27 protein-coding genes are annotated in these 23,915 nt (G+C 64.8%); 4 read left to right on the forward strand and 23 right to left on the reverse strand.

Annotated elements, in window-relative coordinates; all coding sequences use genetic code 11:
• Together N792_RS12840 and N792_RS12845 are read right to left on the reverse strand one after the other, a co-directional pair.
• A partial coding sequence (locus N792_RS12840) for an outer membrane beta-barrel protein (protein WP_036195977.1) occupies positions 1-670 on the reverse strand: 670 nt, incomplete at its 3' end.
• 180 nt (positions 671-850) lie between these two features.
• Positions 851-2,314, reverse strand: coding sequence for a bifunctional 2-methylcitrate dehydratase/aconitate hydratase (locus N792_RS12845; protein WP_036195979.1), 1,464 nt, complete (start codon positions 2,312-2,314; stop codon positions 851-853).
• A gap of 149 nt (positions 2,315-2,463) precedes the next feature.
• Here N792_RS12845 and N792_RS12850 point away from each other — a divergent pair, with 149 nt between their 5' ends.
• The 3 genes from N792_RS12850 to N792_RS12860 all read left to right on the forward strand — a co-directional run bounded on the left by N792_RS12850 (position 2,464) and on the right by N792_RS12860 (position 6,093).
• Positions 2,464-4,500: an NADPH-dependent 2,4-dienoyl-CoA reductase gene (locus N792_RS12850; RefSeq protein WP_036195982.1), complete on the forward strand. Its 2,037-nt coding sequence runs from the start codon at positions 2,464-2,466 to the stop codon at positions 4,498-4,500.
• Positions 4,501-4,889: 389 nt separating this feature from the next.
• The gene (locus N792_RS12855; RefSeq protein WP_036196041.1) at positions 4,890-5,348 is read left to right on the forward strand and encodes a cell wall hydrolase; all 459 of its coding nucleotides are present in this window, start codon (positions 4,890-4,892) and stop codon (positions 5,346-5,348) included.
• Between the two features lie 133 nt (positions 5,349-5,481).
• On the forward strand, positions 5,482-6,093 hold the full coding sequence (locus N792_RS12860) for a glutathione binding-like protein (protein ID WP_036195985.1): 612 nt from the start codon (positions 5,482-5,484) through the stop codon (positions 6,091-6,093).
• A 158-nt stretch (positions 6,094-6,251) separates the two neighbouring features.
• Here N792_RS12860 and prpC read toward each other — a convergent pair whose 3' ends face one another.
• The 5 genes from prpC to N792_RS12885 all read right to left on the reverse strand — a co-directional run bounded on the left by prpC (position 6,252) and on the right by N792_RS12885 (position 11,224).
• Complete coding sequence (gene prpC / locus N792_RS12865; protein WP_036195987.1) at positions 6,252-7,397, reverse strand: bifunctional 2-methylcitrate synthase/citrate synthase; 1,146 nt, start codon at positions 7,395-7,397, stop codon at positions 6,252-6,254.
• 10 nt (positions 7,398-7,407) lie between these two features.
• A complete protein-coding gene (gene prpB, locus N792_RS12870) occupies positions 7,408-8,286 on the reverse strand; it encodes a methylisocitrate lyase (protein ID WP_156969422.1) in 879 nt (292 codons plus the stop codon).
• 108 nt (positions 8,287-8,394) lie between these two features.
• Entirely contained in the window at positions 8,395-9,378 is a 984-nt protein-coding gene (locus N792_RS12875) for a malate dehydrogenase (RefSeq protein ID WP_036195991.1), read from the reverse strand.
• 48 nt (positions 9,379-9,426) lie between these two features.
• Complete coding sequence (locus N792_RS12880; RefSeq protein WP_036195993.1) at positions 9,427-10,632, reverse strand: pyridoxal phosphate-dependent aminotransferase; 1,206 nt, start codon at positions 10,630-10,632, stop codon at positions 9,427-9,429.
• A gap of 91 nt (positions 10,633-10,723) precedes the next feature.
• The gene (locus tag N792_RS12885) at positions 10,724-11,224 is read right to left on the reverse strand and encodes a peptidylprolyl isomerase (RefSeq protein ID WP_036195996.1); all 501 of its coding nucleotides are present in this window, start codon (positions 11,222-11,224) and stop codon (positions 10,724-10,726) included.
• Positions 11,225-11,371: 147 nt separating this feature from the next.
• On the opposite strand from N792_RS12885, the gene typA reads away from it, so the two are divergent.
• The gene (gene typA, locus N792_RS12890; protein WP_036195997.1) at positions 11,372-13,204 is read left to right on the forward strand and encodes a translational GTPase TypA; all 1,833 of its coding nucleotides are present in this window, start codon (positions 11,372-11,374) and stop codon (positions 13,202-13,204) included.
• Between the two features lie 214 nt (positions 13,205-13,418).
• On the opposite strand, the gene N792_RS12895 is transcribed toward typA, so the two are convergent.
• The 16 genes from N792_RS12895 to rplE all read right to left on the reverse strand — a co-directional run bounded on the left by N792_RS12895 (position 13,419) and on the right by rplE (position 23,914).
• Positions 13,419-14,807: a class II 3-deoxy-7-phosphoheptulonate synthase gene (locus N792_RS12895; protein WP_052104137.1), complete on the reverse strand. Its 1,389-nt coding sequence runs from the start codon at positions 14,805-14,807 to the stop codon at positions 13,419-13,421.
• Between the two features lie 93 nt (positions 14,808-14,900).
• Positions 14,901-15,410 carry a disulfide bond formation protein B gene (locus N792_RS12900; RefSeq protein WP_036196000.1) on the reverse strand — a complete coding sequence of 170 codons (510 nt, stop codon included), beginning with the start codon at positions 15,408-15,410 and terminating at the stop codon, positions 14,901-14,903.
• Between the two features lie 198 nt (positions 15,411-15,608).
• Positions 15,609-15,983 (reverse strand): 50S ribosomal protein L17, encoded by a 375-nt coding sequence (gene rplQ, locus N792_RS12905; protein WP_036196002.1) that lies wholly within the window; start codon positions 15,981-15,983, stop codon positions 15,609-15,611.
• Positions 15,984-16,029: 46 nt separating this feature from the next.
• Positions 16,030-17,028 carry a DNA-directed RNA polymerase subunit alpha gene (locus N792_RS12910; protein ID WP_036196004.1) on the reverse strand — a complete coding sequence of 333 codons (999 nt, stop codon included), beginning with the start codon at positions 17,026-17,028 and terminating at the stop codon, positions 16,030-16,032.
• A 57-nt stretch (positions 17,029-17,085) separates the two neighbouring features.
• Complete coding sequence (rpsD, locus tag N792_RS12915; RefSeq protein WP_036196006.1) at positions 17,086-17,715, reverse strand: 30S ribosomal protein S4; 630 nt, start codon at positions 17,713-17,715, stop codon at positions 17,086-17,088.
• A 14-nt stretch (positions 17,716-17,729) separates the two neighbouring features.
• The gene (gene rpsK / locus N792_RS12920; RefSeq protein ID WP_036196008.1) at positions 17,730-18,122 is read right to left on the reverse strand and encodes a 30S ribosomal protein S11; all 393 of its coding nucleotides are present in this window, start codon (positions 18,120-18,122) and stop codon (positions 17,730-17,732) included.
• A gap of 10 nt (positions 18,123-18,132) precedes the next feature.
• The gene (rpsM, locus tag N792_RS12925) at positions 18,133-18,489 is read right to left on the reverse strand and encodes a 30S ribosomal protein S13 (RefSeq protein WP_036196010.1); all 357 of its coding nucleotides are present in this window, start codon (positions 18,487-18,489) and stop codon (positions 18,133-18,135) included.
• A 385-nt stretch (positions 18,490-18,874) separates the two neighbouring features.
• Positions 18,875-20,212, reverse strand: a complete 1,338-nt coding sequence (secY, locus tag N792_RS12930; RefSeq protein WP_425478892.1) for a preprotein translocase subunit SecY — start codon at positions 20,210-20,212, stop codon at positions 18,875-18,877.
• Between the two features lie 28 nt (positions 20,213-20,240).
• A complete protein-coding gene (gene rplO, locus N792_RS12935) occupies positions 20,241-20,684 on the reverse strand; it encodes a 50S ribosomal protein L15 (protein ID WP_084105831.1) in 444 nt (147 codons plus the stop codon).
• Positions 20,684-20,884 carry a 50S ribosomal protein L30 gene (gene rpmD, locus N792_RS12940; RefSeq protein ID WP_036196013.1) on the reverse strand — a complete coding sequence of 67 codons (201 nt, stop codon included), beginning with the start codon at positions 20,882-20,884 and terminating at the stop codon, positions 20,684-20,686. The genes rplO and rpmD overlap by 1 nt, the downstream gene beginning before the upstream one ends.
• Positions 20,877-21,407, reverse strand: a complete 531-nt coding sequence (gene rpsE / locus N792_RS12945) for a 30S ribosomal protein S5 (RefSeq protein WP_036196014.1) — start codon at positions 21,405-21,407, stop codon at positions 20,877-20,879. Before rpsE ends, rpmD begins: the two co-directional genes overlap by 8 nt.
• Positions 21,408-21,562: 155 nt before the next feature.
• Positions 21,563-21,916: a 50S ribosomal protein L18 gene (gene rplR / locus N792_RS12950; protein WP_036196015.1), complete on the reverse strand. Its 354-nt coding sequence runs from the start codon at positions 21,914-21,916 to the stop codon at positions 21,563-21,565.
• A 46-nt stretch (positions 21,917-21,962) separates the two neighbouring features.
• Complete coding sequence (rplF, locus tag N792_RS12955) at positions 21,963-22,490, reverse strand: 50S ribosomal protein L6 (RefSeq protein WP_036196016.1); 528 nt, start codon at positions 22,488-22,490, stop codon at positions 21,963-21,965.
• Between the two features lie 13 nt (positions 22,491-22,503).
• Complete coding sequence (rpsH, locus tag N792_RS12960) at positions 22,504-22,902, reverse strand: 30S ribosomal protein S8 (RefSeq protein WP_036196017.1); 399 nt, start codon at positions 22,900-22,902, stop codon at positions 22,504-22,506.
• A gap of 137 nt (positions 22,903-23,039) precedes the next feature.
• Positions 23,040-23,345, reverse strand: a complete 306-nt coding sequence (gene rpsN, locus N792_RS12965; protein WP_036196018.1) for a 30S ribosomal protein S14 — start codon at positions 23,343-23,345, stop codon at positions 23,040-23,042.
• A 29-nt stretch (positions 23,346-23,374) separates the two neighbouring features.
• Positions 23,375-23,914 carry a 50S ribosomal protein L5 gene (rplE, locus tag N792_RS12970; RefSeq protein WP_036196019.1) on the reverse strand — a complete coding sequence of 180 codons (540 nt, stop codon included), beginning with the start codon at positions 23,912-23,914 and terminating at the stop codon, positions 23,375-23,377.
• Position 23,915 lies beyond the last annotated feature (1 nt).

Below are 23,915 nucleotides of genomic sequence, written 5' to 3' on the forward strand. Positions count from 1 at the left end.
CCGCGCAGCTCGGGGCCACCGGGGCCGGAGCGACTGCAGCAACCGGGGCAGGGCCCAGCGGCACGACCACGCCGACTGAAGCCAGCACGTCGCCGAACCAATCGGCGCCGTCATCACGCGGGACGTCGTCCGTCAGGAACGCACCAATGCTGTCGTTGTCGGCGTCGATGCGGTAAGCCAGTTCGGTGCGGATCTTGACCCGGCCGACATCACCCTGGGCGCCGAAACCGAGCTTGCCGGCCACGTGACCGTCCTTGCGCTCGAACGGTGCATTGGGACTGGTGCTTCCCACGTCTTGCGGTGCGTACTCTTCCTCGGCGCGCTGGTAGCCCAGGCCCATCAGCACATACGGGTTCCAGCTCCGGCCTTCGGCAAGGAAGTGGTAACGCGCGTCGAGCGAAATGCCGTACTGGCTCCAGTTCAGGTCCTGGTTGCGGTCGGCATTCGGGTTCTGATAGTTGAGCTCGCCGTCAAGCGACCAGTTCGGGCTCAGGAACTTGCCCACACCGATGGCCGCAAACGGCGCATCACGGGTATCCCGATTGTTGTCCTGGATGTTCATGCCGGCCGAGCCGGTGAGGTACCAGCGATCATCGAACTCTTGTGCGTTGGCAACGCCGGCAAGGGTCAGGCCGCCCAACAGGGCTGCGCAAAGGAGTTTCTTGTTCATCATGTATCTCCGTATGGATTCAACTGGAAACCGCGTCTGCGTGGTTCCGTACCGTTACAAGACGGCTGCCGGTATGACGCCATCCCGCGCAGAGTAGATTTGCGTGTGTGAAGGCCGTGTTAACGAACGCCTAACAAATGAAAGAGTTCCCCCAGGGCGGCAGCTCTCGTCAAGCGCCATTCAGGCTTGAAGCAGCGCCATCAATCCGGTGACGGGCAACGCCTCCAGCCGTTCCGGCTCAGCCGCCAGCGCGATCAACCGCTCGGCCTTATCTGCCGCCAGCTTGCCGCGCACGGCGCCTGCGAACTTCTCCATCAGCAAGGGGATGCCTTCGGCGCGGCGCTTGCGGTGGCCGACCGGATAGTCGACCGAGACCCGGTCGGTGCGGCTGCCGTCCTTGAAGAACACCTGGATCGAATTGCCGATGTAGCGCTTGTCCGGGTCGAAATAGTCGCGGGTGAACTGCGGGTTCTCACTGACCGTCATCCTTGCGCGCAATGCATCGATGCGCGGATCGGCCGCCATCGCGTCGCTGTAGTCGTCGGCGGTGAGGCGGCCGAAGAGCAACGGCACGGCCACCATGTATTGCAGGCAGTGGTCGCGGTCGGCGTAGTTATGCAGCGGGCCGGTCTTGTCGATGATGCGCACGCCCGCCTCCTGGGTCTGCAACTCGATCCGCTCGATGGCATCGACACCGGCTTCGTCGATACGGGCCTTCACCTGCGCGTGCAACTGCATCGCGCATTCGACTGCGGTCTGGGCATGGAACTCGGCCGGATAACTGATCTTGAACAGGACGTTCTCCATCACGTAGCTGCCGAACGGGCGATCGAACTCGAACGGCTGGCCGTTGAAGGCGACATCCTGGAAGCCCCAGCCCGGCACGCTCAACGCACTCGGGTAGCCGACCTCGCCCTTGACCGCGTTGAGGGCGTGGGTGACGGCGCGGCGGCAGGCGTCGCCGGCGGCCCAGCTCTTGCGCGGTCCGGTGTTGGGAGCGTGGCGGTAGGTGCGCAGCACGCCGTTGTCGATCCAGCTGTGTGAGATGGCGGTCCAGATCGCGTCCCTGTCGCCGCCGAGCATCCGGGTGGCCACGGCGGTGGACGCCAGGCGGACGAGGATGACGTGGTCGAGGCCGACGCGGTTGAAGGAGTTCCCGAGCGCGTACACGCCCTGGATCTCGTGGGCCTTGATCGCGTAGCCGAGCACATCCTTCACGGTCAGCGCCTTGCCGCCTTCGGCCTCGGCCTTGCGGCCCAGGTAGTCGGCGACCGCGAGGATCGCGCCGAGGTTGTCGGACGGGTGGCCCCATTCGGCCGCCAGCCAGGTGTCGTTGAAATCGAGCCAGCGGATCTGCACGCCGATGTTGTAGGCGGCCTGCACCGGGTCGAGCTCGTGCGAGGTGAACGGCACGCGCGCCCCGCCCTTCATTTCCGCTCCCGGCACCACCGGGCCAAGGTGCTTCACGCACTCCCCGTGGTCCATCGCCAGCGCGGCGCAGGCCAGCGAATCCAGCAGCATGTAGCGCGCGGTGTCCCGGGCCTCTTGCGAATCGATGGCGTAGTCAACAACGTAGTCGGCGATGTCGAGCATCGGCTGGTCCGGCGACGGGCGGATGGCGGAACGGCTGTCGTGCTGGTTCATCGGCAATCTCCCAAACGTCCGTCCACTCTGCCAGTCACGGTGTTCGCGAGGCGTGGATGCTCCCCGGTCGCGCCCGTACGCGACGGCAGCCTTGCCGCACCGGGGCTTTCCCGGCATCGTGGCCTTCTCCATACGCACGCGTATTTCCGATGACCATCGCCGACCCGCATCCGCTCTATCCGCACTTGTTCACACCGCTCGAGCTGGGCTTCTGCACCCTGCCCAACCGGGTATTGATGGGCTCGATGCACACCGGGCTGGAGGACAAGGCGGCGGACTTCCCGAAGCTCGCCGCCTATTTCGCCGAACGCGCGGCCGGCGGGGTCGGCCTGATGGTCACCGGCGGCTTCGCACCGAACATCGTGGGCTGGCTGAAACCGTTCGGCGGCAAATTGAGCCGGTCGTGGGAAGCGCGAAAACATCGCCAGGTGACCCGTGCCGTGCATCAACACGGCAGCCGCATCTGCCTGCAGATCCTGCACGCCGGCCGCTATGGCTACCACCCGCTGCAGGTCGCGCCGAGCCGGATCAAGTCGCCGATCAATCCGTTCACCCCACGGGCGTTGTCGGCGCGCGGGGTCGAACGCCAGATCGCGGCGTTCGTGCGCACTGCGCAACTCGCGCGCGAGGCCGGTTATGACGGTGTCGAGGTGATGGGTTCGGAGGGCTATCTGCTCAACCAGTTCACCGCGCCGCGCACCAACCGCCGCAATGACGCATTCGGCGGCGATGCCCTGCGACGCATGCGCTTTGCAATTGAAATCGTGCGGCGCATCCGCGAAGCCTGCGGGCCGGACTTCATCCTGATCTACCGCTTGTCGATGATCGACCTGGTCGACGACGGCCTGGCCTGGGACGAAGTCGTCGCGCAGGCACGCGCCGTCGAGGCGGCCGGCGCGACCCTGATCAACACCGGCATCGGCTGGCACGAGTCACGCGTGCCGACCATCGCCACCTCGGTACCGCGCGGCGCGTTCAGCGCCATCACCGCCCGGCTGAAGCCCGAAGTGCGCGTGCCGGTGATCGCCACCAACCGGATCAACATGCCGGCGACGGCGGAGCGCATTCTTGCCGACGGCGAGGCCGACATGATCTCGATGGCGCGGCCGCTGCTGGCCGATCCGGCCTGGGTCGCCAAGGCGTACGCGCAGCGCGGCGACGAGATCAACACCTGCATCGCCTGCAACCAGGCCTGCCTGGACCACGTGTTCGCCAACCAGCGGGCGAGTTGTCTGGTCAACCCGCGTGCCTGCGCCGAGACCGAATTGCGCTACACGCCGACCACTGCCGCAAAGCGCATCGCCGTCGTCGGCGCCGGACCCGCCGGTCTGGCCTGCGCGACCGTCGCCGCCGAACGCGGCCATCGGGTCACGCTGTTCGAGGCCGCTGCGCGGATCGGCGGCCAGTTCAACCTGGCCAGACAGATCCCCGGCAAGGAGGAGTTCCACGAAACGCTGCGTTACTTCGACCGCCGGATCGCACTCACCGGCGTCGAGCTGCGCTTGAACACGCGGGCGACCCCGACCGCACTGGCCGACTACGACCACGTCGTGCTCGCGACCGGCATCGTCCCGCGCGAAGTGGATTTTCCCGGCGCCAGACACCCGAAGGTGGCCAGTTACATCGATGTTCTGAGCGGCAAGGTGCCGGTGGGCCGCAAGGTCGCGATCATCGGCGCGGGCGGGATCGGTTTCGACGTCGCCGAGTTCCTCGTCCATGAGGGTCCTTCGCCGAGTCTGGACGCAGCCCGCTGGCGCGGCGAATGGGGCGTCGACCTGGCTTACGGCGATCGCCGGGGCGGACTCGCTGCCGCCCGTCCCGAGCCGCCCGCGCGCGAGGTCTGGCTGCTGCAACGCAGTACCGGCAAGCTCGGCGCGCGACTGGGCAAGACCACCGGCTGGATCCATCGGGCCACGCTGAAGGCCAAGCAGGTCCGCATGCTCGGCGGGGTCGAATACCTCGGGGTCGATGATGGTGGCTTGCGGATCCGCATCGACGGCCGCGAGCAGGTTCTGCCGGTCGATCATGTGGTGGTGTGCGCGGGGCAGGAGCCGTTCAAGCCACTGCAGGCCCAACTGGAAGGCCATCGCGCGCAGATCCATGTGATCGGCGGGGCGGACCTGGCGGTCGAGCTCGACGCCAAGCGCGCGATCGACCAGGGCAGCCGGCTGGCCGCGTCCTTCTAGCAAAACGGCGCGCACTGCCGCACTGAATACGCCGGCCGACGAACCTGAACAGACGAATTTCCAATGACGTTCATCTTTCATCAACACCCTTGCCAGCACTTGGCGCGGACGCGATCGAGCGACCCTGAACAAGCCGCCTGAGAAACTGAACAGGCACCCCTGTTCAGACGAGGTTTAGATAACGGTCGCTACCGTGCCGCAACTTTTCCAGTCACCCATCCGGTGACCCCCGCCGCCCTCGCCCTCTGCGAGGTTCCGGTGACCGGGCAAAGCGCGCCACAGAGCCGCCGCCCTCCCCAGTACGCCATGTCGGTGCGTCAAGATCATCCACCCCTTCCCCGGGGCGGCGGGCCTGGATGTTGCCGGCGCAACGGAGCAAGGAGTTCGTCATGAAACTGGCCTGGATCCTGTGGTTGGCCTCGGTGTTGTCACCACAAAGCGCCGACTCGCTGTGTTTGAGCACGACGCTGTACCTGGAAGCACGCAACCAGTCCGTCCAGGGGCAGCAGGCGGTCGCCGAAGTCGCCCTGCGTCGTCGCGACAGCGGCATCTGGGGCGACAGCGTCTGCGAGGTGGTGACCGCCCGCAAGCAGTTCGCGCCGACGCTGGTGTCGCCCAATACGCGCCTGAGCAATACCGAAGCGTGGGCGGAGTCGGTCACCGTCGCCCTGGAAGCCCAGCGCAACTGGGCCCTGCCTCCGGGCGAGCGCAAGGAGATCGTGCCCGGGGCGAGCCATTTCGCCGCCCTTGCGATCGCCAGCCCCAACTGGCGCAACGCCTACCAGGTGGCCAAGATCGGCGACCACACCTTCCTCAAGGTGCAGAACCTGGCTCCGCAGGGCACCTGAGCAGCACGCTCCCCCGAGCATCGAGATCCACGTCAAGACACCGCGTTACGGCGGTATGGCGGAAACTCCACGGCGGGTCGGTGATATCGCACCGGCCCGTTTCACGTTTCCCGCCCTGTCCTCCGGAGATCACATGAAGCTCTACACCAAACCCGGCGCGTGCTCGACCGCCGACCACATCGCCCTGCAATGGACCGGCCAGCCCTACGAAGTGGAAGTGATGACGGCGGAAACGCTGAAGTCGCCAAGCTACCTGGCGATCAATCCGACCGGTGCGGTCCCCGCAGTGGTCGATGGCGATTTCCGGCTGACCCAGAATGCCGCGATCATGGGCTACATCGCCGACAGCTACCCGGCGGCGGGTCTCGGCGGCGACGGCAGCGCGCAACAGCGTGCGCAGGCCACCCGCTGGCTGGCATTCGTCAACTCGGATCTGCATCCGGCATTCGTCCCATTGTTCGCACCTGCCAAGTTCCATCCCGACGCGAGCCAGCACGAAACGATCCGCGACGCGGCGCGCACGCGCCTGCGCGGGCTGTTCCAGGCGGCGGACAGGCAACTCGAGGGCAAGTCCTGGCTCGCCGGCTTCCGCAGCTTCGCCGACCCCTACCTCTACATCACGTTGCGCTGGGCAGGCGCGCTGGGTATCGATCTGTCGGGCCTGGACCATCTGGCCGCCTTCAAGCAGCGCATGGAAGCCGACGCGGGTGTGCAGGCGGTGCTGAAGGCCGAAGGGCTGAGCTGACCGCCGTCCACCGCTCCCGCTGAGAGGACGCGTTGCGGTTCCATGGCAACGACGCCGATCCGGTGCATCCCGGTCGTCACCAGTGACGTGACGATGACGCAGACGCAAAAAGGCCACGCTCGCGCGTGGCCTTTCGACATCTGCTTCGGTACGAGGATTCAGCGGTGTTCGATCGCCACGTACTCGCGGTCTTCCGGGCCGGTGTAGTTCGCGCTCGGGCGGATGATCTTGCCGTCCTCGCGCTGTTCAATCACGTGCGCGCTCCAGCCGGTGGTACGGGCGATCACGAACAGCGGGGTGAACATCGCGGTCGGGATGCCCAGCATGTGGTAGGCGCTCGCGCTGTACCAGTCCAGGTTCGGGAACATCTTCTTGGTGTCCATCATCAGGTTCTCGATGCGCTCGGACACGTCGAACAGCACCTGGTTGCCGCCCTGCGCGCACAGCTTGCGCGCGATCTCCTTGATGATCGGGTTGCGCGGGTCGCCCACGGTATAGACCGGGTGGCCGAAGCCGATCACGATCTCCTTGCGCTCCACGCGCGCGCGGATGTCGGCCTCGGCCTCGTCGGCGCTGGCGTAGCGGCTGATGATGTCCATCGCCACCTCGTTCGCGCCGCCGTGCTTGGGACCGCGCAGCGCGCCGACCGCACCGGTCAGGCACGAGAACAGGTCCGAGCCGGTACCGGCGATCACCCGCGCGGTGAAGGTCGAGGCATTGAATTCGTGCTCGGCGTACAGCACCAGCGACTTGTCCAGCGCGTCGGCATGCAGCGCGCTCGGCGGCTGGCCGTGCAGCAGGTGCAGGAAGTGCGCAGCGACGGAATCGTCCTCCGTCTCTACATCGATGCGTCGGCCGTTGTGGGTGAAGTGCCACCAGTACAGCAGCATCGATCCGAAGCTGGCGATCAGCCGGTCGGCGATGTCGCGGGCCTCGGCGGCCGGGTGGGTGTCGCGCTCGGGCAGCACCGTGCCCAGCACCGAGCAGCCGGTGCGCAGCACGTCCATCGGGTGGGCAGCGGCCGGAATCAGCTCGAGCGCCTCGGTGACGATCGCGGGCAGGCCGCGCAGGCGCTGCAGCTTGGTCCTGTAGGCGGCCAACTGCGCGTGGGTGGGCAGCGTGCCGTGCACCAGCAGGTGGGCGACTTCCTCGAAGCTCGACTTTGTAGCCAGGTCCTTGATGTCGTAGCCGCGGTAATGCAGGTCGTTGCCGCTGCGGCCGACCGTGCACAGCCCGGTATTGCCGGCGGCGGTGCCCGACAGGGCCACGGATTTCTTGGGTTTGGGGAGGGTCTGTTCGTTCATGCCTGTGTTCTCACTTCTTCGCAAAGAGTTCGTCGAGTCTGTCTTCGTAGGCGTGGTAGCCGAGGAAGTCGTAGAGCGCGTCGCGTGTCTGCAGGGTATCGATGACCTGCTTCTGGGTGCCGTCGCGCCGCACGGCTTCATAGAAATGCAGGGCAGCCTTGTTCATCGCGCGATAGGCGCCGCAGCAGTACAGGGCGATGTCCACACCCACGTCGCGCAGTTCGTCCGTGGTGAAGAACGGCGTGGAACCGAACTCGGTCAGGTTGGCCAGGACCGGTACCTGCACCGCCGCCTTGAAACGCGCGTAGTCGCCGAGCGTCTTGATCGCCTCGGGGAAGACCATGTCCGCGCCGGCCTCGACGTAGGCCACCGCACGCTCGATCGCCGCGTCGACGCCTTCGGTGGCCGCGGCATCGGTCCGCGCCATGATGACGAAACCCGCATCGCTGCGTGCATCGACCGCCGCCTTGACCCGGTCGACCATCTCGGCCGTGGTGACGATTTCCTTGCCGGGGCGGTGACCGCAGCGCTTCTGCCCGACCTGGTCCTCCATGTGCACGGCGGCCACACCGATACGCTCGAACGACTTGATCGCGCGGGCGATGTTGAACGCCCCGCCCCAGCCGGTATCGCTGTCGACCAGCAACGGCATGCCGGTGGCATCGACGATGCGGCGCGCGTCGGTGAGCACGTCTTCCATCGTGCTGATGCCGAGGTCCGGCACGCCCAGCGAGTTGGCGGCAACACCGCCACCCGACAGGTACAGCGCCTTGTAGCCGACACGTTTGGCCATGAGGCCTGCGTAGGCCGTGATGGCGCCCATGACCTGCAGCGGCGACTCTTCGGCAATGGCTGCGCGGAAACGGGTGCCCGTTGAAACTTGCGACATCATGTACCTCGTAGGGCGGGCTTTAACCCGCCGCATGGGTGGCACAGAAGGCGGGTTGAAGCCCGCCCTGCGCGACGAAGGCGACCGGAGCCGCCTTCGTGGTTTGCCTTACAGCAGGTGGGCGACGCCGGCGCGCTCTTCCTCGAGTTCGGCCAGGGTCCTGTCCATCGCGGCGCGGCTGAAGTCGTCGATCGGCAGGTCGGCGACGCGGGTGTATCCGCCGTTCGCAGTGATCACCGGCACGCCGTAGATGATGCCTTCGGGGATGCCGTAGCTGCCGTCGGACGGCACGCCCATCGTCACCCACTCGCCGTCGCTGCCGAGCAGCCAGTCACGGACGTGGCAGATCGCCGCGTTCGCCGCCGAAGCCGCTGACGACAGGCCGCGGGCCTCGATGATCGCCGCGCCGCGCTTGGCGACGGTCGGGATGAAGGTGTCCGCGTTCCACGCCGCGTCGTTGATGGCGTCCTTCAGCGAGGCACCGTCGACGGTGGCGAAACGGTAGTCCGGGTACATCGTCGAACTGTGGTTGCCCCACACCACCAGCTTGCGGATGTCGCCGACCGGCTTGCCGGACTTGGCCGCCAGCTGGCTCAGCGCGCGGTTGTGGTCCAGCCGCAGCATCGCGGTGAAGTTGTTCGCCGGTAGGTCCGGTGCGGACTTCATCGCAATCCAGGCATTGGTGTTGGCCGGGTTGCCGACCACCAGCACCTTGACGTCGCGGCTGGCGACCTTGTTCAGCGCGGCGCCCTGGGCGGTGAAGATCTTGGCGTTCTCCAGCAGCAGATCCTTGCGCTCCATGCCGGGGCCGCGCGGGCGCGCACCGACCAGCAGGGCGATATCGGCGTCCTTGAACGCGACCTCGGCGTCATCGGTGCCGACCATGCCGGCCAGCAGCGGGAACGCACAGTCCTCCAGCTCCATCATCACGCCCTTCAGCGCGGCCTGGGCCTTCTCCATCGGCAGTTCGAGCATCTGCAGGATGACCGGCTGGTCCTTGCCCAGCATGTCGCCGGCGGCAATACGGAACAGCAGGGAATAGCCGATCTGGCCGGCAGCACCGGTGACGGCAACGCGGACGGGGTTCTTCATGGGGGGCTCCTGTTGCAACGGAAAGTGGGAGTGGAACAGCGCTACGGTTCAGCTCAGTTCGGCAAAGAATTCCTGGATGCGCTGCAGACCCGGCGCAAGCTGCGGCGTCGGGCAGGTGTAGCTGATGCGCATCCCGCGCGGCTCGCCGAACGCCGAGCCGGGCACGCAGGCCACGCCCTTGGCTTCCAGCAACGCGCTGCAGAACGACAGGTCGTCATCGATCTTCAGCCCGCTCGGCGCATGGGTCTTGCCGAACGCCACACTGATGTCGGGAAACACGTAGAACGCGCCTTGCGGTCGTGGGCAGACCAAGCCGGGAATCGCGTCCATGGCCTGCATGACCTGGTCGCGCTTGGCCTGGAACTCGCGGCATTTGGCTTCCGGCACGTCCTGCGGCCCGGTCAATGCCGCCACCGCGGCCGCCTGGACCGCCTCCGGGATGCTGGTGATGTGGTTGGAGTTGAGCGTCGCCACGGCCTTCGCCACCGACTGGGGACCGGCCATCAGGCCGACCCGCCAGCCCGGCATGCCGTAGGTCTTGGACAGCGAGTCGACGAAGATCACCCGCTCGCGCAGCTCGGGGCGGGAATGCACGAAATTGTGGTAACCCAGCCCGTCGAACACCATCGCGTTGTAGATGTCGTCGGTGATGACCCAGGTGTCCGGGTAGCGCACCAGCACATCGGCCAGCGCGGCTATCTCATCCTTGCCATAGACCATCCCGGTCGGGTTGGACGGATTGTTGAACAGGAACACGCGCGGCTTTTTCGCCAAGGCGGCTTCCAGCTGCGCCGGGGTCAGCTTGTAGTCCTGCTCCGGCGGGCACGGCAGCAGCTCGACCCTGGCGTTGACGATCTGCGCGATGTCCAGGTAGCTGGTCCAGTACGGCACCGCGAAGGCGATGGTGTCGCCCTCGTCGAGCAGCGCCTCGGCCAGGTTGTACAGCACCTGCTTGGCACCGATGCCGATACCGAGATTGGCGCGTCTGTAGCCGGTCAAGCCGATCTTTTCGATGTGCGCCAGAAACGCGTCCAGCAACGCATCTGAACCGCGGTTGCTGCCGTACTGGCCGCTGTCGCTCGCCAGCGACTCGCGCGCGGCCTGGTAGACATGCTCGCCGGGCAGGAAGTTGGGCACGCCGATCGAGAAATTGACGATATCGCGGCCTTCGGCCTTCAGCCGCTTGGCCTTTTCGGCGATCTGCATGATCGCGCTGGGCCTGGCACGGCCGATGCGCTGGGCAAACTGGGGCATTCGCAACAACCTCGAAGAAAAAGGGATCGAGAGGTGGACGCCCGCCACGGAATGCCCGCGCGGGCGTCGCGCCACCGGTTTACAGGCCGGCTTACGCGTTTGCGTCGAGCGTCTTGTTCCAATCGGCCACACGGTCGGCCTTGGCGGCCAGGGCGGCATCGACGTCGCCTTCCAGCGTGACCGACTTGATCTTGTCGCCCTGCTTGATGCTGTCGACCACTTCCTGGCCTTCGATCACCTTGCCGAACACGGTGTGCTTGCCGTCCAGCCACGGGCACTGCACGTGGGTGATGAAGAACTGGCTGCCGTTGGTGCCCGGGCCGGCATTGGCCATCGACAGCACGCCGCGCTCATGGCCCAGGCCGTTGCTGGCCTCGTCCTCGAAGCGGTAACCCGGGCCGCCGGTACCGGTGCCCTGCGGGCAGCCGCCCTGGATCATGAAGTCGGCCAGGACGCGGTGGAAGTTCAGACCGTCGTAATAGCCGCGCTTGATCAGGTTGACGAAGTTGGCAACCGTCAGCGGCGCCTTGTCGGCGGCGAGTTCTACGCGGATCGGGCCGCGGTCGGTGTCGAAAGTGGCGATCAGGCTCATGGAATCTGCTCCGGAGTTGTGGGGTGCGTTGGATGAACGCCAGACCCGCAAGTTTACCCCAAGGATGGGCCGGACCCCGCGTCGCGATGCCGACCCTATATACTGGCTGACTTCCTTATGAAAGCAGCGCCCGCGCCGCTCTACTCCATGTCCATCGAACGCCTGCGCAATATCGCCATCGTCGCCCACGTCGACCACGGCAAGACCACCCTCGTTGACTGCCTGCTCAAGCACTCCGGCACCCTGTCCGAACGCACGGTCCTGGCCGAGCGCGTGATGGACAGCAACGATCAGGAAAAGGAACGTGGCATCACGATCCTGTCCAAGAACACCGCCATCACCTGGCGCGGCAACCGTATCAACATCGTCGACACCCCGGGACACGCCGACTTCGGCGGCGAGGTCGAGCGCGTGCTGTCGATGGTCGACTCGGTGCTGATCCTGGTCGACGCGATGGATGGCCCGATGCCGCAGACCCGCTTCGTGACCCAGAAGGCGTTCGCGATGGGCTTCAAGCCGATCGTGGTGGTCAACAAGGTCGACCGCCCCGGCGCGCGTCCGGACTGGGTGATCGACCAGGTGTTCGACCTGTTCGACAAGCTCGGCGCCACCAACGAGCAGCTCGACTTCCCGATCGTCTACGCCTCGGCGCTGCACGGTTACGCCGGCCTTGACGACAGCGTCCGCGGTGGCGACATGACCCCGCTGTACGAAGCGATCATGCAGCACGTATCGCCTCCGGACGTCGATCCCGACGGTCCGTTCCAGATGCGCATCAGCCAGCTGGACTACAACAACTTCGTCGGCCTGATCGGCGTCGGCCGCATCCAGCGCGGCAAGGTCCGCACCAACATGCCGATCACCGTCATCGACCGTGAAGGCAAGAAGCGCCAGGCCAAGGTGCTGCAGGTGCTCGGCTTCATGGGCCTGGAGCGGGTCGAGGTCGAGGAGGCCGAGGCCGGTGACATCGTCGCCATTTCCGGCGTCCAGGGCCTGAGCATCTCCGACACCCTGTGCGCGGTGGAGGCTCCGGAGGCCTTGCCGCCGCTGACCGTGGACGAGCCGACCATCAGCATGACCTTCCAGGTCAACAACTCGCCGTTCGCAGGCCGCAAGGACTTCAGCGGTGGCAAGTTCATCACCAGCCGCCAGATCCGCGAGCGACTGGAGCGCGAGACCCTGCACAACGTCGCGCTGAAGGTCGAGGAAGGTTCCGATCCGGACAAGTTCCTCGTCTCCGGCCGCGGCGAGCTGCACCTGTCGGTGCTGATCGAGACCATGCGCCGCGAAGGCTTCGAGCTGGCGGTGTCGCGCCCGGAAGTCATCATCAAGGAGATCGACGGCCAGATGATGGAGCCGGTCGAGCAGCTGGTGGTCGACATCGAGGAGCAGCACCAGGGCGGCGTCATGGAAAAGCTGGGCATCCGCAAGGGCCAGCTGAAGAACATGGAATCCGACGGCAAGGGACGTGTGCGTCTGGACTACATGATCCCGGCCCGCGGCCTGATCGGTTTCCAGAACGAGTTCAAGACCCTGACCCAGGGCACCGGCCTGCTGTTCCACGTGTTCGATCATTACGGCCCGCGTGAAGTCGGCGCGATCGCCAAGCGCCCCAACGGCGTGATGATCTCCAACTCCGCCGGTGCCACCCCGGCCTACTCGCTGGGGCCATTGGAAGAGCGCGGCAAGCTGTTCGCCGCCGAAGGCGACAACGTCTACGAAGGCCAGCTGATCGGCATCCACTCCAAGGACAACGACCTGACCGTCAATGCGATCAAGACCAAGCCGCTGACCAACATGCGCGCCTCGGGCAAGGACGATGCGATCAAGCTGACTCCGGCGATCAAGTTCACGCTGGAGCAGGCGCTGGATTTCATCGAGGACGACGAGCTGGTTGAGGTCACGCCGAAGGAAATCCGCCTGCGCAAGAAGCATCTGACCGAGACCGACCGCAAACGCGCCAGCCGCTCCAGCAGCTGAAGCGTCGATACGGGCCCCGCGGCCCGTGCGCCGCGGCAGATCGGAAAAGAAACAATGCCCGCAACTGAGAGGTTGCGGGCATTTTTCATTGGCGCGGTAGGCGGGGGGATTGTCAGGCGTTGATGACGGGTGCCACGCCGCGCAGCTGTTGAAAGCGGCTGCCCGCCATCAGAGCGGACCCATTCCCGCTACAGCAAATACCGGACTGGCGGCACTAGCTTGCCGCCGTCAACTGCGCCTGCTTGCGCACGATCAGCATCGCCACCTCCAGCGCCTGCTCGTAGTTCAGCCGCGGATCGACGGTGGAACGGTAGGCGCGTTCCAGATCCACCTCGGTCAGCCCGCGCGCACCGCCCAGACATTCGGTGACGTCCTCGCCGGTGAGCTCCAGGTGCACGCCACCCAGGCGCGTACCGGCCGCCGCGTGCAGATCGAACGCCTGCTCCAGCTCGCTGCCGATGTTGGCGAAGCGGCGGGTCTTGTAGCCGTTCGCGGTCCCTTCGGTATTGCCATGCATCGGGTCGCACACCCACAGCACGCGGCGCCCGTCCCGGCGCATTGCGTTGAGCAGCGGCGGCAGCTTCTCCGCGACCTGCGCGGCACCCATGCGATGGATCAGGGTCAACCGGCCCGGCTCGTCCTCCGGATTGAGCACGTCGACCACCCGCAGCAACTGGTCCGGCGTGACCGAAGGGCCGACCTTCAACGCAATCGGGTTGCGGATGCCGCGGAAGTACTCGACATGGGCTCCGTCGATTGCCGCGGTACGCATGCCGATCCACGGATAGTGGGTGCTGAGGTTGAACCAGCCCCAGTGACGCGGCACCTGCCGGGTCAACGACTCCTCGTACGGCAGCAGCAAGGCTTCGTGCGAGGTGTAGAAATCGACCCGGTCGAGGTTCCTCACCGACCCGCCCGACAGGGTTTCCATGAAACGCACCGCGCCGCCGATCGAGTCCACCATCTGGCGATATTCCTCCGCCAGCGGGGAATGCCCGACCCAATCGAGGTTCCAGTACTCGGGATGCCGCAGGTCGGCAAATCCGCCGTCGATCAACGCCCGCACGAAGTTCATCGTCATCGCCGAACGCGCGTGCGCCTTGATCATGCGACGCGGATCTGGGCGGCGTGCAGCGGCATTGAATTCCGGCGCGTTGACCATGTCGCCGCGGTAGCTGGGCACCGTCACGCCATCGATGGTTTCGGTATCGGCCGAACGCGGCTTCGCGTACTGGCCGGCAAACCGCCCGACCCGCACAACCGGCTTGCGCAGCCCGTGCACGAGCACCAGGCTCATCTGCAGCAGCACCTTGAGCCGGTTGGAGATCACATCGGAGGAGCACGCATCAAACGTCTCGGCGCAGTCCCCGCCCTGCAGCAGGAAACATCTGCCTTCCTGCGCATCGGCCAATTGCTGCTTGAGCGCGAGGATCTCCCAGGACGTGACCAGCGGCGGCAGCGTGCGCAACTCCTGCAGCACGCCGGCGAGCTCATCGGCATCGTCGTAACGGGGCAACTGCAGCGCGGTAAAGCCCCGCCAGGAAGCGGGATGCCAGTTGGCGGGCAGGTTGACGGGATGCAGATTACGGTCGGCGCTGGGCATGTCGGACACTTGATTTTGTTGCGAAGCAGCAATCCATCATCCACGTCGCCGCCGCGTCTTGCAATGCATGGCCTCCCCGCCTGCCACGGGCCCTCAATGGCGGCGGAAGCCCGCGTAAACCGCCCAGCCACCCAGCACGATGAAGCACAACAGGCTCCACGTCGGCATCGACAATCCCAGCAACGACCAATCGACGTTGGCGCACTCGCCTGAACCGGTCATCACCTTGCGTATCACGCCGGTGAGCGGCATCGCATCCAACATGTAGTCCAGACCCGGGCCGCAGGCCGGCACCTGGTCGGCGGGAAGGTGTTGCAGGCGCACGTGGTTGCCTGCGATCGCGATTCCCGTGATCGATGCCACCACGGCAAGCGCCGCGTAGACACGCTGACCCGCCACCCGCTTCGGCGCATGAAGGCCACCCACGAGGAAAACCACTCCAAGCGCGGCAAACGCGACCCGCTGGAAGATGCACAGCGGACACGGCAGCAGGCCACCGTGGAACTGCGTATACAGGGCGTAGCCGATCAATCCGGCGCAGGCGAGAAAGCCGAGCAGGAAACGGCGACGGAAGGACACGGCGGATTTTCGGGAGGGGTTCATGGGCCGACACGATACGGGCTCGCGCCCGCCATGCAAAGCGCGAAACGAGACAACAACGCGCAGGCGCCTCCTGCGCCACCTCGGACGGGACTCGCATTCGGCGCGCATCCCACCAACGCAAAAACCCCGGCACCGGGCCGGGGTTGATGCAACCTCGATGTTGCATGCCTTGCGGCCGCCCCACCAATTCGTCGATCTTTACTCCGCGACAGCCTGCGGACGATCGACCAGCTCGACGTAGGCCATCGGCGCATTGTCGCCAGCGCGGAAACCGCACTTGAGGATGCGCAGGTAGCCGCCCGGACGCGCGTTGTAACGCGGGCCCAGTTCGACAAACAACGTGCCCACCGCTTCCTTGTCGCGCAGGCGCGAGAAGGCGAGGCGACGGTTGGCGACGCCATCCGTCTTGGCCAGGGTGATCAGCGGTTCCGCAACGCGGCGCAGCTCCTTGGCCTTCGGCAGGGTGGTACGGATGGCTCCGTGCTTGATAAGCGACGCGGCCATATTGGTGAACATCGCATCGCGATGGGCACTGGTACGGTTGAATTTGCGTCCTGATTTCTGGTGGCGCATGGTCTTGTTTCCTGGTTGTCTGTACGCGCAGCGGGTAAGCCGCGGCTCAGCCCATCATGCCGTGCGAGGCAATACCCGCTGGCGGCCAATTTTCGAGCTTCATGCCGAGGGAAAGGCCGCGCTGGGCAAGCACTTCCTTGATCTCGGTGAGCGACTTCTTGCCGAGGTTCGGCGTCTTCAGCAATTCGACTTCGGTCTTCTGGATCAGATCGCCGACGTAGTAGATGCTCTCGGCCTTGAGGCAGTTGGCCGAACGCACCGTCAGTTCCAGATCGTCGATCGGACGCAACAGCACCGGATCGATGCCGCTGGTCGCCGGCTTGGCCGCACCACGCTCGCGCTGGGTGAAGTCACCGAACACCGACAGTTGATCGCTGAGGACTTCGGCCGCAGTACGCACCGCTTCTTCCGCATCGATCGTGCCGTTGGTCTCGATATCGAGGATCAGCTTGTCCAGGTCGGTGCGCTGCTCGACACGGGCAGCCTCGACCGAATAGGCGACCCGACGGATCGGGCTGAAGCTGGCGTCCAGCATCAGGCGACCGATGGTGCGGGTCTCCTCGTCCGGGCGACGTCGCGCGGTGGCCGGCTGATAGCCGTACCCGCGTTCGATCTTGACGCGCATGCTCAGCGTCGCATCCTTGGTCAGATGCGCGATCACGTGCTCGCCGTTGATGATCTCGACGTTGTGGTCGGTCTTGATGTCGGCCGCGGTCACGATGCCCGGACCCTGCTTGGTCAGCGACAGGGTCGCCGATTCGCCGGTGTGCATGCGGACGGCAACGTCCTTGAGGTTGAGCAGGACTTCAAGTACGTCCTCCTGCAGCCCCTCGACCGTGGTGTATTCGTGCAGTACGCCATCGATTTCGACTTCGGTGATCGCAAAACCCGGAATCGACGACAGCAGCACGCGACGCAACGCGTTGCCCAGAGTGTGGCCATAACCGCGCTCCAGCGGCTCGATCACTACCCTGGCGCGGTTGCCGGTGAGGCGTTCGATCTGGGGACCGCGCGGGCGCAGTACCTGATTGGCGGTAACCGTCATGTTGTGGAGTCTCCTGCGAGCCTGCGGCCGGGGGGCCGAGGCTCAAGAACAGATGAATTACTTCGAGTACAGCTCGATGATCAGTGCTTCGTTGATGTCGGCAGGCAGATCAGTACGATCCGGAACCGCCTTGAACACACCCGCGAACTTCTTGCTGTCGACCTCGATCCAGGACGGCGACAGATCCATCTGCTGCGACACCGTCAACGACTCCTGCACACGCAACTGCTTCTGCGCGCGCTCGGACAACGCGACCGCGTCGCCGGCCTTGACCTGATACGAAGGCAGATTGACCGACTTGCCGTTGACCGTGACACCACGGTGCGAAACCAGCTGGCGCGCGGCCGGCCGGGTCACTGCGAAGCCCATGCGGTACACGACGTTGTCGAGGCGCGTCTCCAGGAGCTGCAACAGGATTTCGCCCGTGTTGCCCCGCTTGGCCGCGGCCTTCTTGTAGTAGTTCCGGAACTGGCGCTCGAGCAAGCCGTAAATGCGCTTGACCTTCTGCTTCTCACGGAGCTGGTTGGCGTAATCGGACAGCTTGCCACGACGAAGCGTCGCGCCATGCTGACCGGGTTTCTGCTCGAGCTTGCACTTTGAATCGAGTGCGCGCGACGCCGACTTCAGGCCGAGGTCGACGCCTTCGCGGCGGGCAAGCTTGCAGGTGGGACCAATATAACGAGCCATTCTTCTTCAGCTCCTCAGACGCGACGCTTTTTCGGCGGACGGCAACCGTTATGCGGGATTGGCGTTACGTCGATGATGTTGATGATCTTGTAGCCGACGTTGTTCAACGAACGAACGGCGGACTCCCGACCCGGACCCGGGCCCTTGATGCGCACTTCCAGCGACTTGACGCCGTAGTCGAGCGCGGCACGGCCGGCCTTTTCGGCCGCGACCTGTGCTGCGAACGGGGTCGACTTGCGCGAACCGCGGAAACCCGCGCCGCCCGAAGTCGCCCACGACAACGCATTGCCCTGGCGGTCGGTGATCGTGATGATGGTGTTGTTGAACGAAGCGTGGACGTGGGCGATGCCGTCGGTGACGACGCGCTTGATCTTCTTCTTCGTCTTTGCAGCGGTTGGCTTGGCCATGATCTACCCCTTACTTCCGGATGGCCCGACGCGGACCCTTGCGGGTACGTGCGTTGGTCTTGGTGCGCTGACCACGCAGCGGCAAGCCACGGCGATGACGCAGGCCGCGGTAGCAACCCAGGTCCATCAGGCGCTTGATCGACATGCCGATCTCGCGGCGAAGGTCGCCTTCGACGACGATCTTGCCGATCTCGCCGCGCAAACGCTCGACTTCCGGCTCCGACAAATCGCGAATCTTGGTCGACGTGTTGACGCCGGCCGACTCGCAGACTTGCCTGGAACGAGTACGGCCAATGCCGTAAATGCTTTGCAACCCGACCCAGACGTGCTTCTGGGCAGGCAGGTTGACGCCTGCAATACGCGCCATAACGCGATCTCCAACTGGTTTGGCAGCCGAGTCCTGACAACTCGGCAGAAAGGATCACTCGAAAGTGAATCGGAAATTTTATCAAGGTCTCGGGTTAATAGGAAGCCTTGCCGCGCCAGAGGCACAGCACTGCCACGGCATGGGGAGTGTGCCCATGCTCCGGCGACGAATCCGGACTGCCGGAGGTGGCGGTGTCAAGCCGCCCTCCCCGACACCGCGCGCTACTCTGGCGCGCAGATCGGTCCGAACCCACCCGCGCGCGAGACACCGCGCGAGTCGCCCTGCTGGAACCCGGTGTGTAAGCCGGGGTTCCGATACTGCCTGTCACGTCCGGATTCGCTCCGGACCGGCCCTTCCGGCATCTGCCGGTGAAGCCTTGAACCCGTCAGCGCCCGGCGAGGCCGCCTCTGGATCCCTTGAGATTCGCCTTCTTCAACAGGCTCTCGTACTGATGCGACATCAAATGCGCCTGGATCTGCGAAATGAAGTCCATCACCACAACCACCACGATCAGCAGCGAGGTTCCACCGAAGTAGAACGAGGTGCCCATCTGGGTACGCATCACTTCCGGCAACAGGCACACCAGCACCAGGTAGGTCGCACCCGCCGCGGTCAACCGGGTCAGCACCCCGTCGACGTAATCGGCGGTCGCCTTGCCTGGCCGGATGCCCGGGATCAGGGCGCCCGACTTCTTGAGGTTGTCGGCGGTTTCCTGCGAATTGAAGACCAGCGCGGTATAGAAGAACGTGAACCCGGCAATCAGACCGCCATACAGGATCATGTGCAGCGGCTCGCCCGGGTTCAACCACTGGCTGACCTTGAGCATGAACGACGAAGAGTCGCCCTGGCTGAACCAGGTCGCCGCCGTGGCCGGGAACATCACGATGCTCGACGCGAAGATCGGCGGGATCACGCCCGACATGTTGAGCTTCAGCGGCAGGAACGAGGACTGGTTCATGTACGCGCTGCGACCGCCCTGTCGCCGTGCGTAATTGACCGTGATCCGGCGCTGGCCGCGCTCCACGAACACCACGAAGAAGGTGCAGCCCAACACGATCGCCGTCACCGCCATCGCCGTCAACGTGCCCATTTCGCCGTTGCGGACCTGCTCGAACATGTTCAACGAAGCGGAAGGCAGCCCGGCAACGATACCGGCGAAGATGATCAACGAAACACCGTTGCCGATGCCCCGCTCCGTCACCTGCTCACCCAGCCACATCAGGAACAGGGTGCCCGCCGTCAACGAAATCACCGCCGTCAGCACGAACCCGGCACCCGGGCTGTAGACCACCGGGATGCCCTGGCTGGCGCCACCGGCCTGCAGCGCCGTGGCGATACCCCATGCCTGGAACACCGCCAGCGGAATCGCACCCAACCGGGACCACTGGTTGATCTTGCGTCGGCCGGATTCGCCCTCTTTCTGGATCGCCTTCATGCTGGGCAGGATCTGCACCATCAACTGCATGATGATCGAGGACGAGATGTAGGGCATCACGTTCAGGGCGAACAGGCTGAAGCGCTCCAGCGCGCCACCGGAGAACATGTTGAACATGTCCACGATGGTGCCCTGCTGGCTTTCCATCAGCCGCAGCATCGCCTCGGGATTGACACCCGGTACCGGGATGTAGCAACCGATCCGATAGACGACCAATGCTCCGAGCACGAACATCAGGCGCTGGCGGAGCTCGGTGAACTTGCCGAGCCCGCCGCCCATGCCGGCCATCGCGTTGTTGCTGCGCGCCATGCCTGACTTACTCCTCGACCTTGCCGCCAGCCGCTTCGATGGCGGCCTTGGCACCGGCCGTGGCAAGCACGCCCTTGAACACGAACTTCTTGGTGACTTCGCCCTTCACGACCAGCTTGGCCCGCTTGGCCTTGGTCGACACCAGCTTGGCGGCAAGCAGCGTGGCGAAATCGACGTCGCCGGCTTCCAGCTGATCCAGCTGATAGAGCATCACTTCGGCGGTGTCGTTCTTGGTCTTGCTGCGGAAGCCGACCTTCGGCAGACGCATCTGCATCGGCATCTGCCCGCCTTCGAACCCGGCCTTGATCTTGCCCTTGCCGGAGCGCGCGAATGAACCCTTGTGACCGCGACCTGCGGTCTTGCCCAGGCCGGAGCCGATACCGCGACCGACGCGCTTGCGGTCTTCGCGGGCACCCTCGGCGGGAGACAGTGTATTGAGACGCATGATGATTATTCCTCGACCCGGACCAGGTAATGGACCGTGTTGATCAGACCACGGACCTGCGGGCTGTCTTTCAGCTCGCGCACGTCATTGATCTTGCGCAGACCCAGTGCCTTCACCGACAGACGGTGACGCCCCTGGCTGCCACGCAGACCCTTGACCAGACGCACCTTGACGGTGCCGCTCTTGTTTTCAGACGACTTAGCCATGGTTCAAGTCCTCGACCTTCTTGCCGCGCTTGGCCGCGATCTTGGCCGGCGAATGCATCTCCGACAGACCGCGCAGGGTCGCACGGACGAGGTTGATCGGGTTGCGCGAACCGGTGGCCTTGGCCAGCACGTCCTTCACGCCCACCGCCTCGAGTACCGCGCGCATCGCGCCGCCGGCGATCACACCGGTACCTTCCGACGCCGGCTGCATGTACACATGCGCCGCACCGTGACCGGACTTCACCGAATGCCACAGGGTGCCGTTGTTCAGATCGACGTTCTGCATGCTCTTGCGGGCATATTCCATCGACTTCTGGATCGCCATCGGCACTTCACGCGCCTTGCCGTAGCCGAAACCGACCTTGCCGGCGCCGTCGCCCACCACCGTCAATGCGGTGAAGGTGAACTGGCGGCCACCCTTGACCGTCTTGCTCACACGATTGACGGTGATCAGCTTCTCGATCATCCCGTCATCGATTTCTTCGCGGTTGCCACGCCCCCGCGAATCGCGTTCGTTAGCCATCTTGTTGATACCTGGAGTTGGAAAAAGGATTTGCGGCACTGCCGCTTATGATTGTTGACTCGTTCGGATGCATCACGGGGACGGGAACCCGCCACCGCGCCCGGCGCAACCCGCGCCGGCGGGGTGAGGATGGGGCGATCGCCCCACCCTCCGGCTTAGAACTGCAGACCACCCTCGCGGGCGGCGTCGGCCAATGCCTTGACCCGGCCGTGGTAACGGTAGCCGGAGCGGTCGAAAGCAACCTTCTCGATACCCGCGGCCTTGGCCTTGACGGCGATTGCCTGGCCGACCTTGACGGCGGCATCGGCATTTTTGCCGTTCTTCAGACCTTCCATGACCTCGGCCTGGGTGGTCGAAGCGGCGGCCAGTACCTGCGAGCCGTCGGCGGTGAAGACCTGGGCGTACAGGTGCTGGCCGGTGCGCAGCACCGTCAGGCGCGGCACGCCAAGTTTGCGGATGTGCGCACGGGTCGATTTGGCGCGGCGCAGGCGAGCGATATTCTTGTTCATTGTCTGGTCCTTGGAAGCTGAAAACCCGGATGAATCCCCAAGGGGATCAGGCCTTCTTGGCTTCCTTGCGAATGATGGTCTCGCCGGCGTACTTCACACCCTTGCCCTTGTAGGGCTCGGGCGGACGGAAGCCACGAATCTTGGCAGCCACTTCACCGACACGCTGTTTGTCGGCGCCCTGCACCACGACCTCGGTCTGGGTGGGGGTCGAAATGGTGATGCCTTCGGGAGCGGCGAACACGACCGGGTGGGAGAAGCCGAGCGACAGGCTCAGATCCTTGCCCTGCATCGCGGCACGGTAACCGACGCCGACCAGCTCGAGCTTGCGCTCGAAGCCTTCGGAGACGCCGTGGACCATGTTGGCAATGATCGAACGCAACGTGCCGGTCAGTGCGACCTGGGCCGGATCATTGGCCGACAGGAGCGCATGCCCGTCTTCGATCTTGACCTGGATGTACTCCGGCTTGGCGATCGACAGGGTGCCCTTGGGGCCCTTGACGGTCACGATTTCCGGCTGGATGTTCAGCTCCACGCCCTTGGCGAGGGCGATCGGCTTCTTGGCAACTCGGGACATGGTCGTTACTCCCTTAAGCCACGAAGCACAAGACTTCGCCGCCGACGCCCTGCTGGCGCGCCTGCGCATCGGTCATGATGCCTTTGGAGGTGGAAATGATGGAAACACCGAGGCCGCCGAGAACCTTCGGCAGGTCATTCTTGCCGCGGTACTGGCGCAGGCCGGAGCGGGAGAAGCGCTTGAGCTGCTCGATCACCGGCTTGCCTTCGTAGTATTTCAACTGGATCTGGAGCTCGTTCTTGCCGCCACCGATATCGGTGACCGTGGCGTCCAGGATGTAGCCCTCGTCCTTCAGGACCTTGGCGATGGCCACCTTGATCTTGGACGACGGCATCTTCACCGTGGGCTTGCCGACCGCCGCCGCATTCCTGATGCGGACGAACATATCGGCGATGGGATCAGTCATGCTCATGTGTAATTACCTGATGAGTGCACCGATATCCGCTCAATTGCGAATTCAGTTGTGACGCTGCGACCGGATGGCGGCAACGCATGAAACATTGCGAGCCGGCAAGTCTAGCAGACTTGCCGGCCGCGATTGCCACTTTTTTACCAGCTGGCCTTGCGAAGACCCGGCACGTCACCGCGCATGGTCGCTTCGCGCAACTTGTTGCGACCCAGGCCGAACTTCGCGTAGACACCGCGCGAACGTCCGGTCAGGGCACAGCGATTCCGCTGGCGGGAGGGCGAGGAGTCGCGCGGCAGTTTCTGCAGCTTGATCACCGCCGCTTCCTTTTCCTCGTAGGAGGCCGTCGGGCTGGCGATGGTCTTCTTCAGCTCTGCGCGCTTGACCGCGTACTTCGCCGCCAGCTTGGCCCGCTTCAAGTCGCGGTTGACCATGGAGGTCTTAGCCATAGTTAGATCCTTGAATGAGGTCTTACTGATTAATTACGGAACGGGAAGCGGAACGCTTCCAGCAGGGCGCGGGCTTCAGCATCGGTGTTCGCCGTCGTGGTGATCGCGATGTCCATGCCGCGCAAGGCGTCGACCTGGTCGTAATCGATCTCCGGGAAGATGATCTGCTCCTTGATGCCCATGTTGTAGTTGCCGCGGCCGTCGAACGACTTGGCCGACACACCACGGAAGTCGCGGACGCGCGGCAGCGAGACGTTGACCAGGCGATCCAGGAACTCGTACATCTTGGCGCGACGCAAGGTGACCTTGCAGCCGATCGGCCAACCATCACGGATCTTGAACGAGGCCACCGACACGCGGCTGTTCGTCACGATCGGCTTCTGGCCGCAGATCTTGGTCATGTCGGCGACCGCGTTCTCCAGCACCTTCTTGTTGGTGGCGGCCTCGCCCACACCCATGTTCAGGGTGATCTTGGACAGACGCGGCACCTGCATCGGGTTCGTGTAACCGAACTTCTCGGTCAGCGACGGAACCACTTCTTCTTTGTAAAATTTTTCAAGCCGGGTCATT

This window comes from Lysobacter concretionis Ko07 = DSM 16239, from assembly GCF_000768345.1.
Classification (GTDB): Bacteria; Pseudomonadota; Gammaproteobacteria; order Xanthomonadales; family Xanthomonadaceae; genus Novilysobacter; species Novilysobacter concretionis.

Coding starts and splice junctions, on each gene's coding strand:
- N792_RS12850 (WP_036195982.1), top strand. CDS start 2,464: ATGACCATCGCCGACCCGCATCCGCTCTATCCGCACTTGTTCACACCG.
- typA (WP_036195997.1), top strand. CDS start 11,372: ATGTCCATCGAACGCCTGCGCAATATCGCCATCGTCGCCCACGTCGAC.
- rpsK (WP_036196008.1), bottom strand. CDS start 18,122: ATGGCCAAGCCAACCGCTGCAAAGACGAAGAAGAAGATCAAGCGCGTC.
- rpmD (WP_036196013.1), bottom strand. CDS start 20,884: ATGGCTAAGTCGTCTGAAAACAAGAGCGGCACCGTCAAGGTGCGTCTG.
- N792_RS12885 (WP_036195996.1), bottom strand. CDS start 11,224: ATGAGCCTGATCGCCACTTTCGACACCGACCGCGGCCCGATCCGCGTA.
- N792_RS12880 (WP_036195993.1), bottom strand. CDS start 10,632: ATGCCCCAGTTTGCCCAGCGCATCGGCCGTGCCAGGCCCAGCGCGATC.
- rplF (WP_036196016.1), bottom strand. CDS start 22,490: ATGTCCCGAGTTGCCAAGAAGCCGATCGCCCTCGCCAAGGGCGTGGAG.
- rpsD (WP_036196006.1), bottom strand. CDS start 17,715: ATGGCTCGTTATATTGGTCCCACCTGCAAGCTTGCCCGCCGCGAAGGC.
- N792_RS12895 (WP_052104137.1), bottom strand. CDS start 14,807: ATGCCCAGCGCCGACCGTAATCTGCATCCCGTCAACCTGCCCGCCAAC.
- rpsM (WP_036196010.1), bottom strand. CDS start 18,489: ATGGCGCGTATTGCAGGCGTCAACCTGCCTGCCCAGAAGCACGTCTGG.
- rplE (WP_036196019.1), bottom strand. CDS start 23,914: ATGACCCGGCTTGAAAAATTTTACAAAGAAGAAGTGGTTCCGTCGCTG.
- rplQ (WP_036196002.1), bottom strand. CDS start 15,983: ATGCGCCACCAGAAATCAGGACGCAAATTCAACCGTACCAGTGCCCAT.
- rpsE (WP_036196014.1), bottom strand. CDS start 21,407: ATGGCTAACGAACGCGATTCGCGGGGGCGTGGCAACCGCGAAGAAATC.
- rpsH (WP_036196017.1), bottom strand. CDS start 22,902: ATGAGCATGACTGATCCCATCGCCGATATGTTCGTCCGCATCAGGAAT.
- prpC (WP_036195987.1), bottom strand. CDS start 7,397: ATGAACGAACAGACCCTCCCCAAACCCAAGAAATCCGTGGCCCTGTCG.
- rpsN (WP_036196018.1), bottom strand. CDS start 23,345: ATGGCTAAGACCTCCATGGTCAACCGCGACTTGAAGCGGGCCAAGCTG.
- N792_RS12910 (WP_036196004.1), bottom strand. CDS start 17,028: ATGACGGTTACCGCCAATCAGGTACTGCGCCCGCGCGGTCCCCAGATC.
- N792_RS12900 (WP_036196000.1), bottom strand. CDS start 15,410: ATGAACCCCTCCCGAAAATCCGCCGTGTCCTTCCGTCGCCGTTTCCTG.
- N792_RS12860 (WP_036195985.1), top strand. CDS start 5,482: ATGAAGCTCTACACCAAACCCGGCGCGTGCTCGACCGCCGACCACATC.
- prpB (WP_156969422.1), bottom strand. CDS start 8,286: ATGTCGCAAGTTTCAACGGGCACCCGTTTCCGCGCAGCCATTGCCGAA.
- N792_RS12875 (WP_036195991.1), bottom strand. CDS start 9,378: ATGAAGAACCCCGTCCGCGTTGCCGTCACCGGTGCTGCCGGCCAGATC.
- N792_RS12855 (WP_036196041.1), top strand. CDS start 4,890: ATGAAACTGGCCTGGATCCTGTGGTTGGCCTCGGTGTTGTCACCACAA.
- N792_RS12845 (WP_036195979.1), bottom strand. CDS start 2,314: ATGAACCAGCACGACAGCCGTTCCGCCATCCGCCCGTCGCCGGACCAG.
- secY (WP_425478892.1), bottom strand. CDS start 20,212: ATGGCCGGCATGGGCGGCGGGCTCGGCAAGTTCACCGAGCTCCGCCAG.
- rplR (WP_036196015.1), bottom strand. CDS start 21,916: ATGAACAAGAATATCGCTCGCCTGCGCCGCGCCAAATCGACCCGTGCG.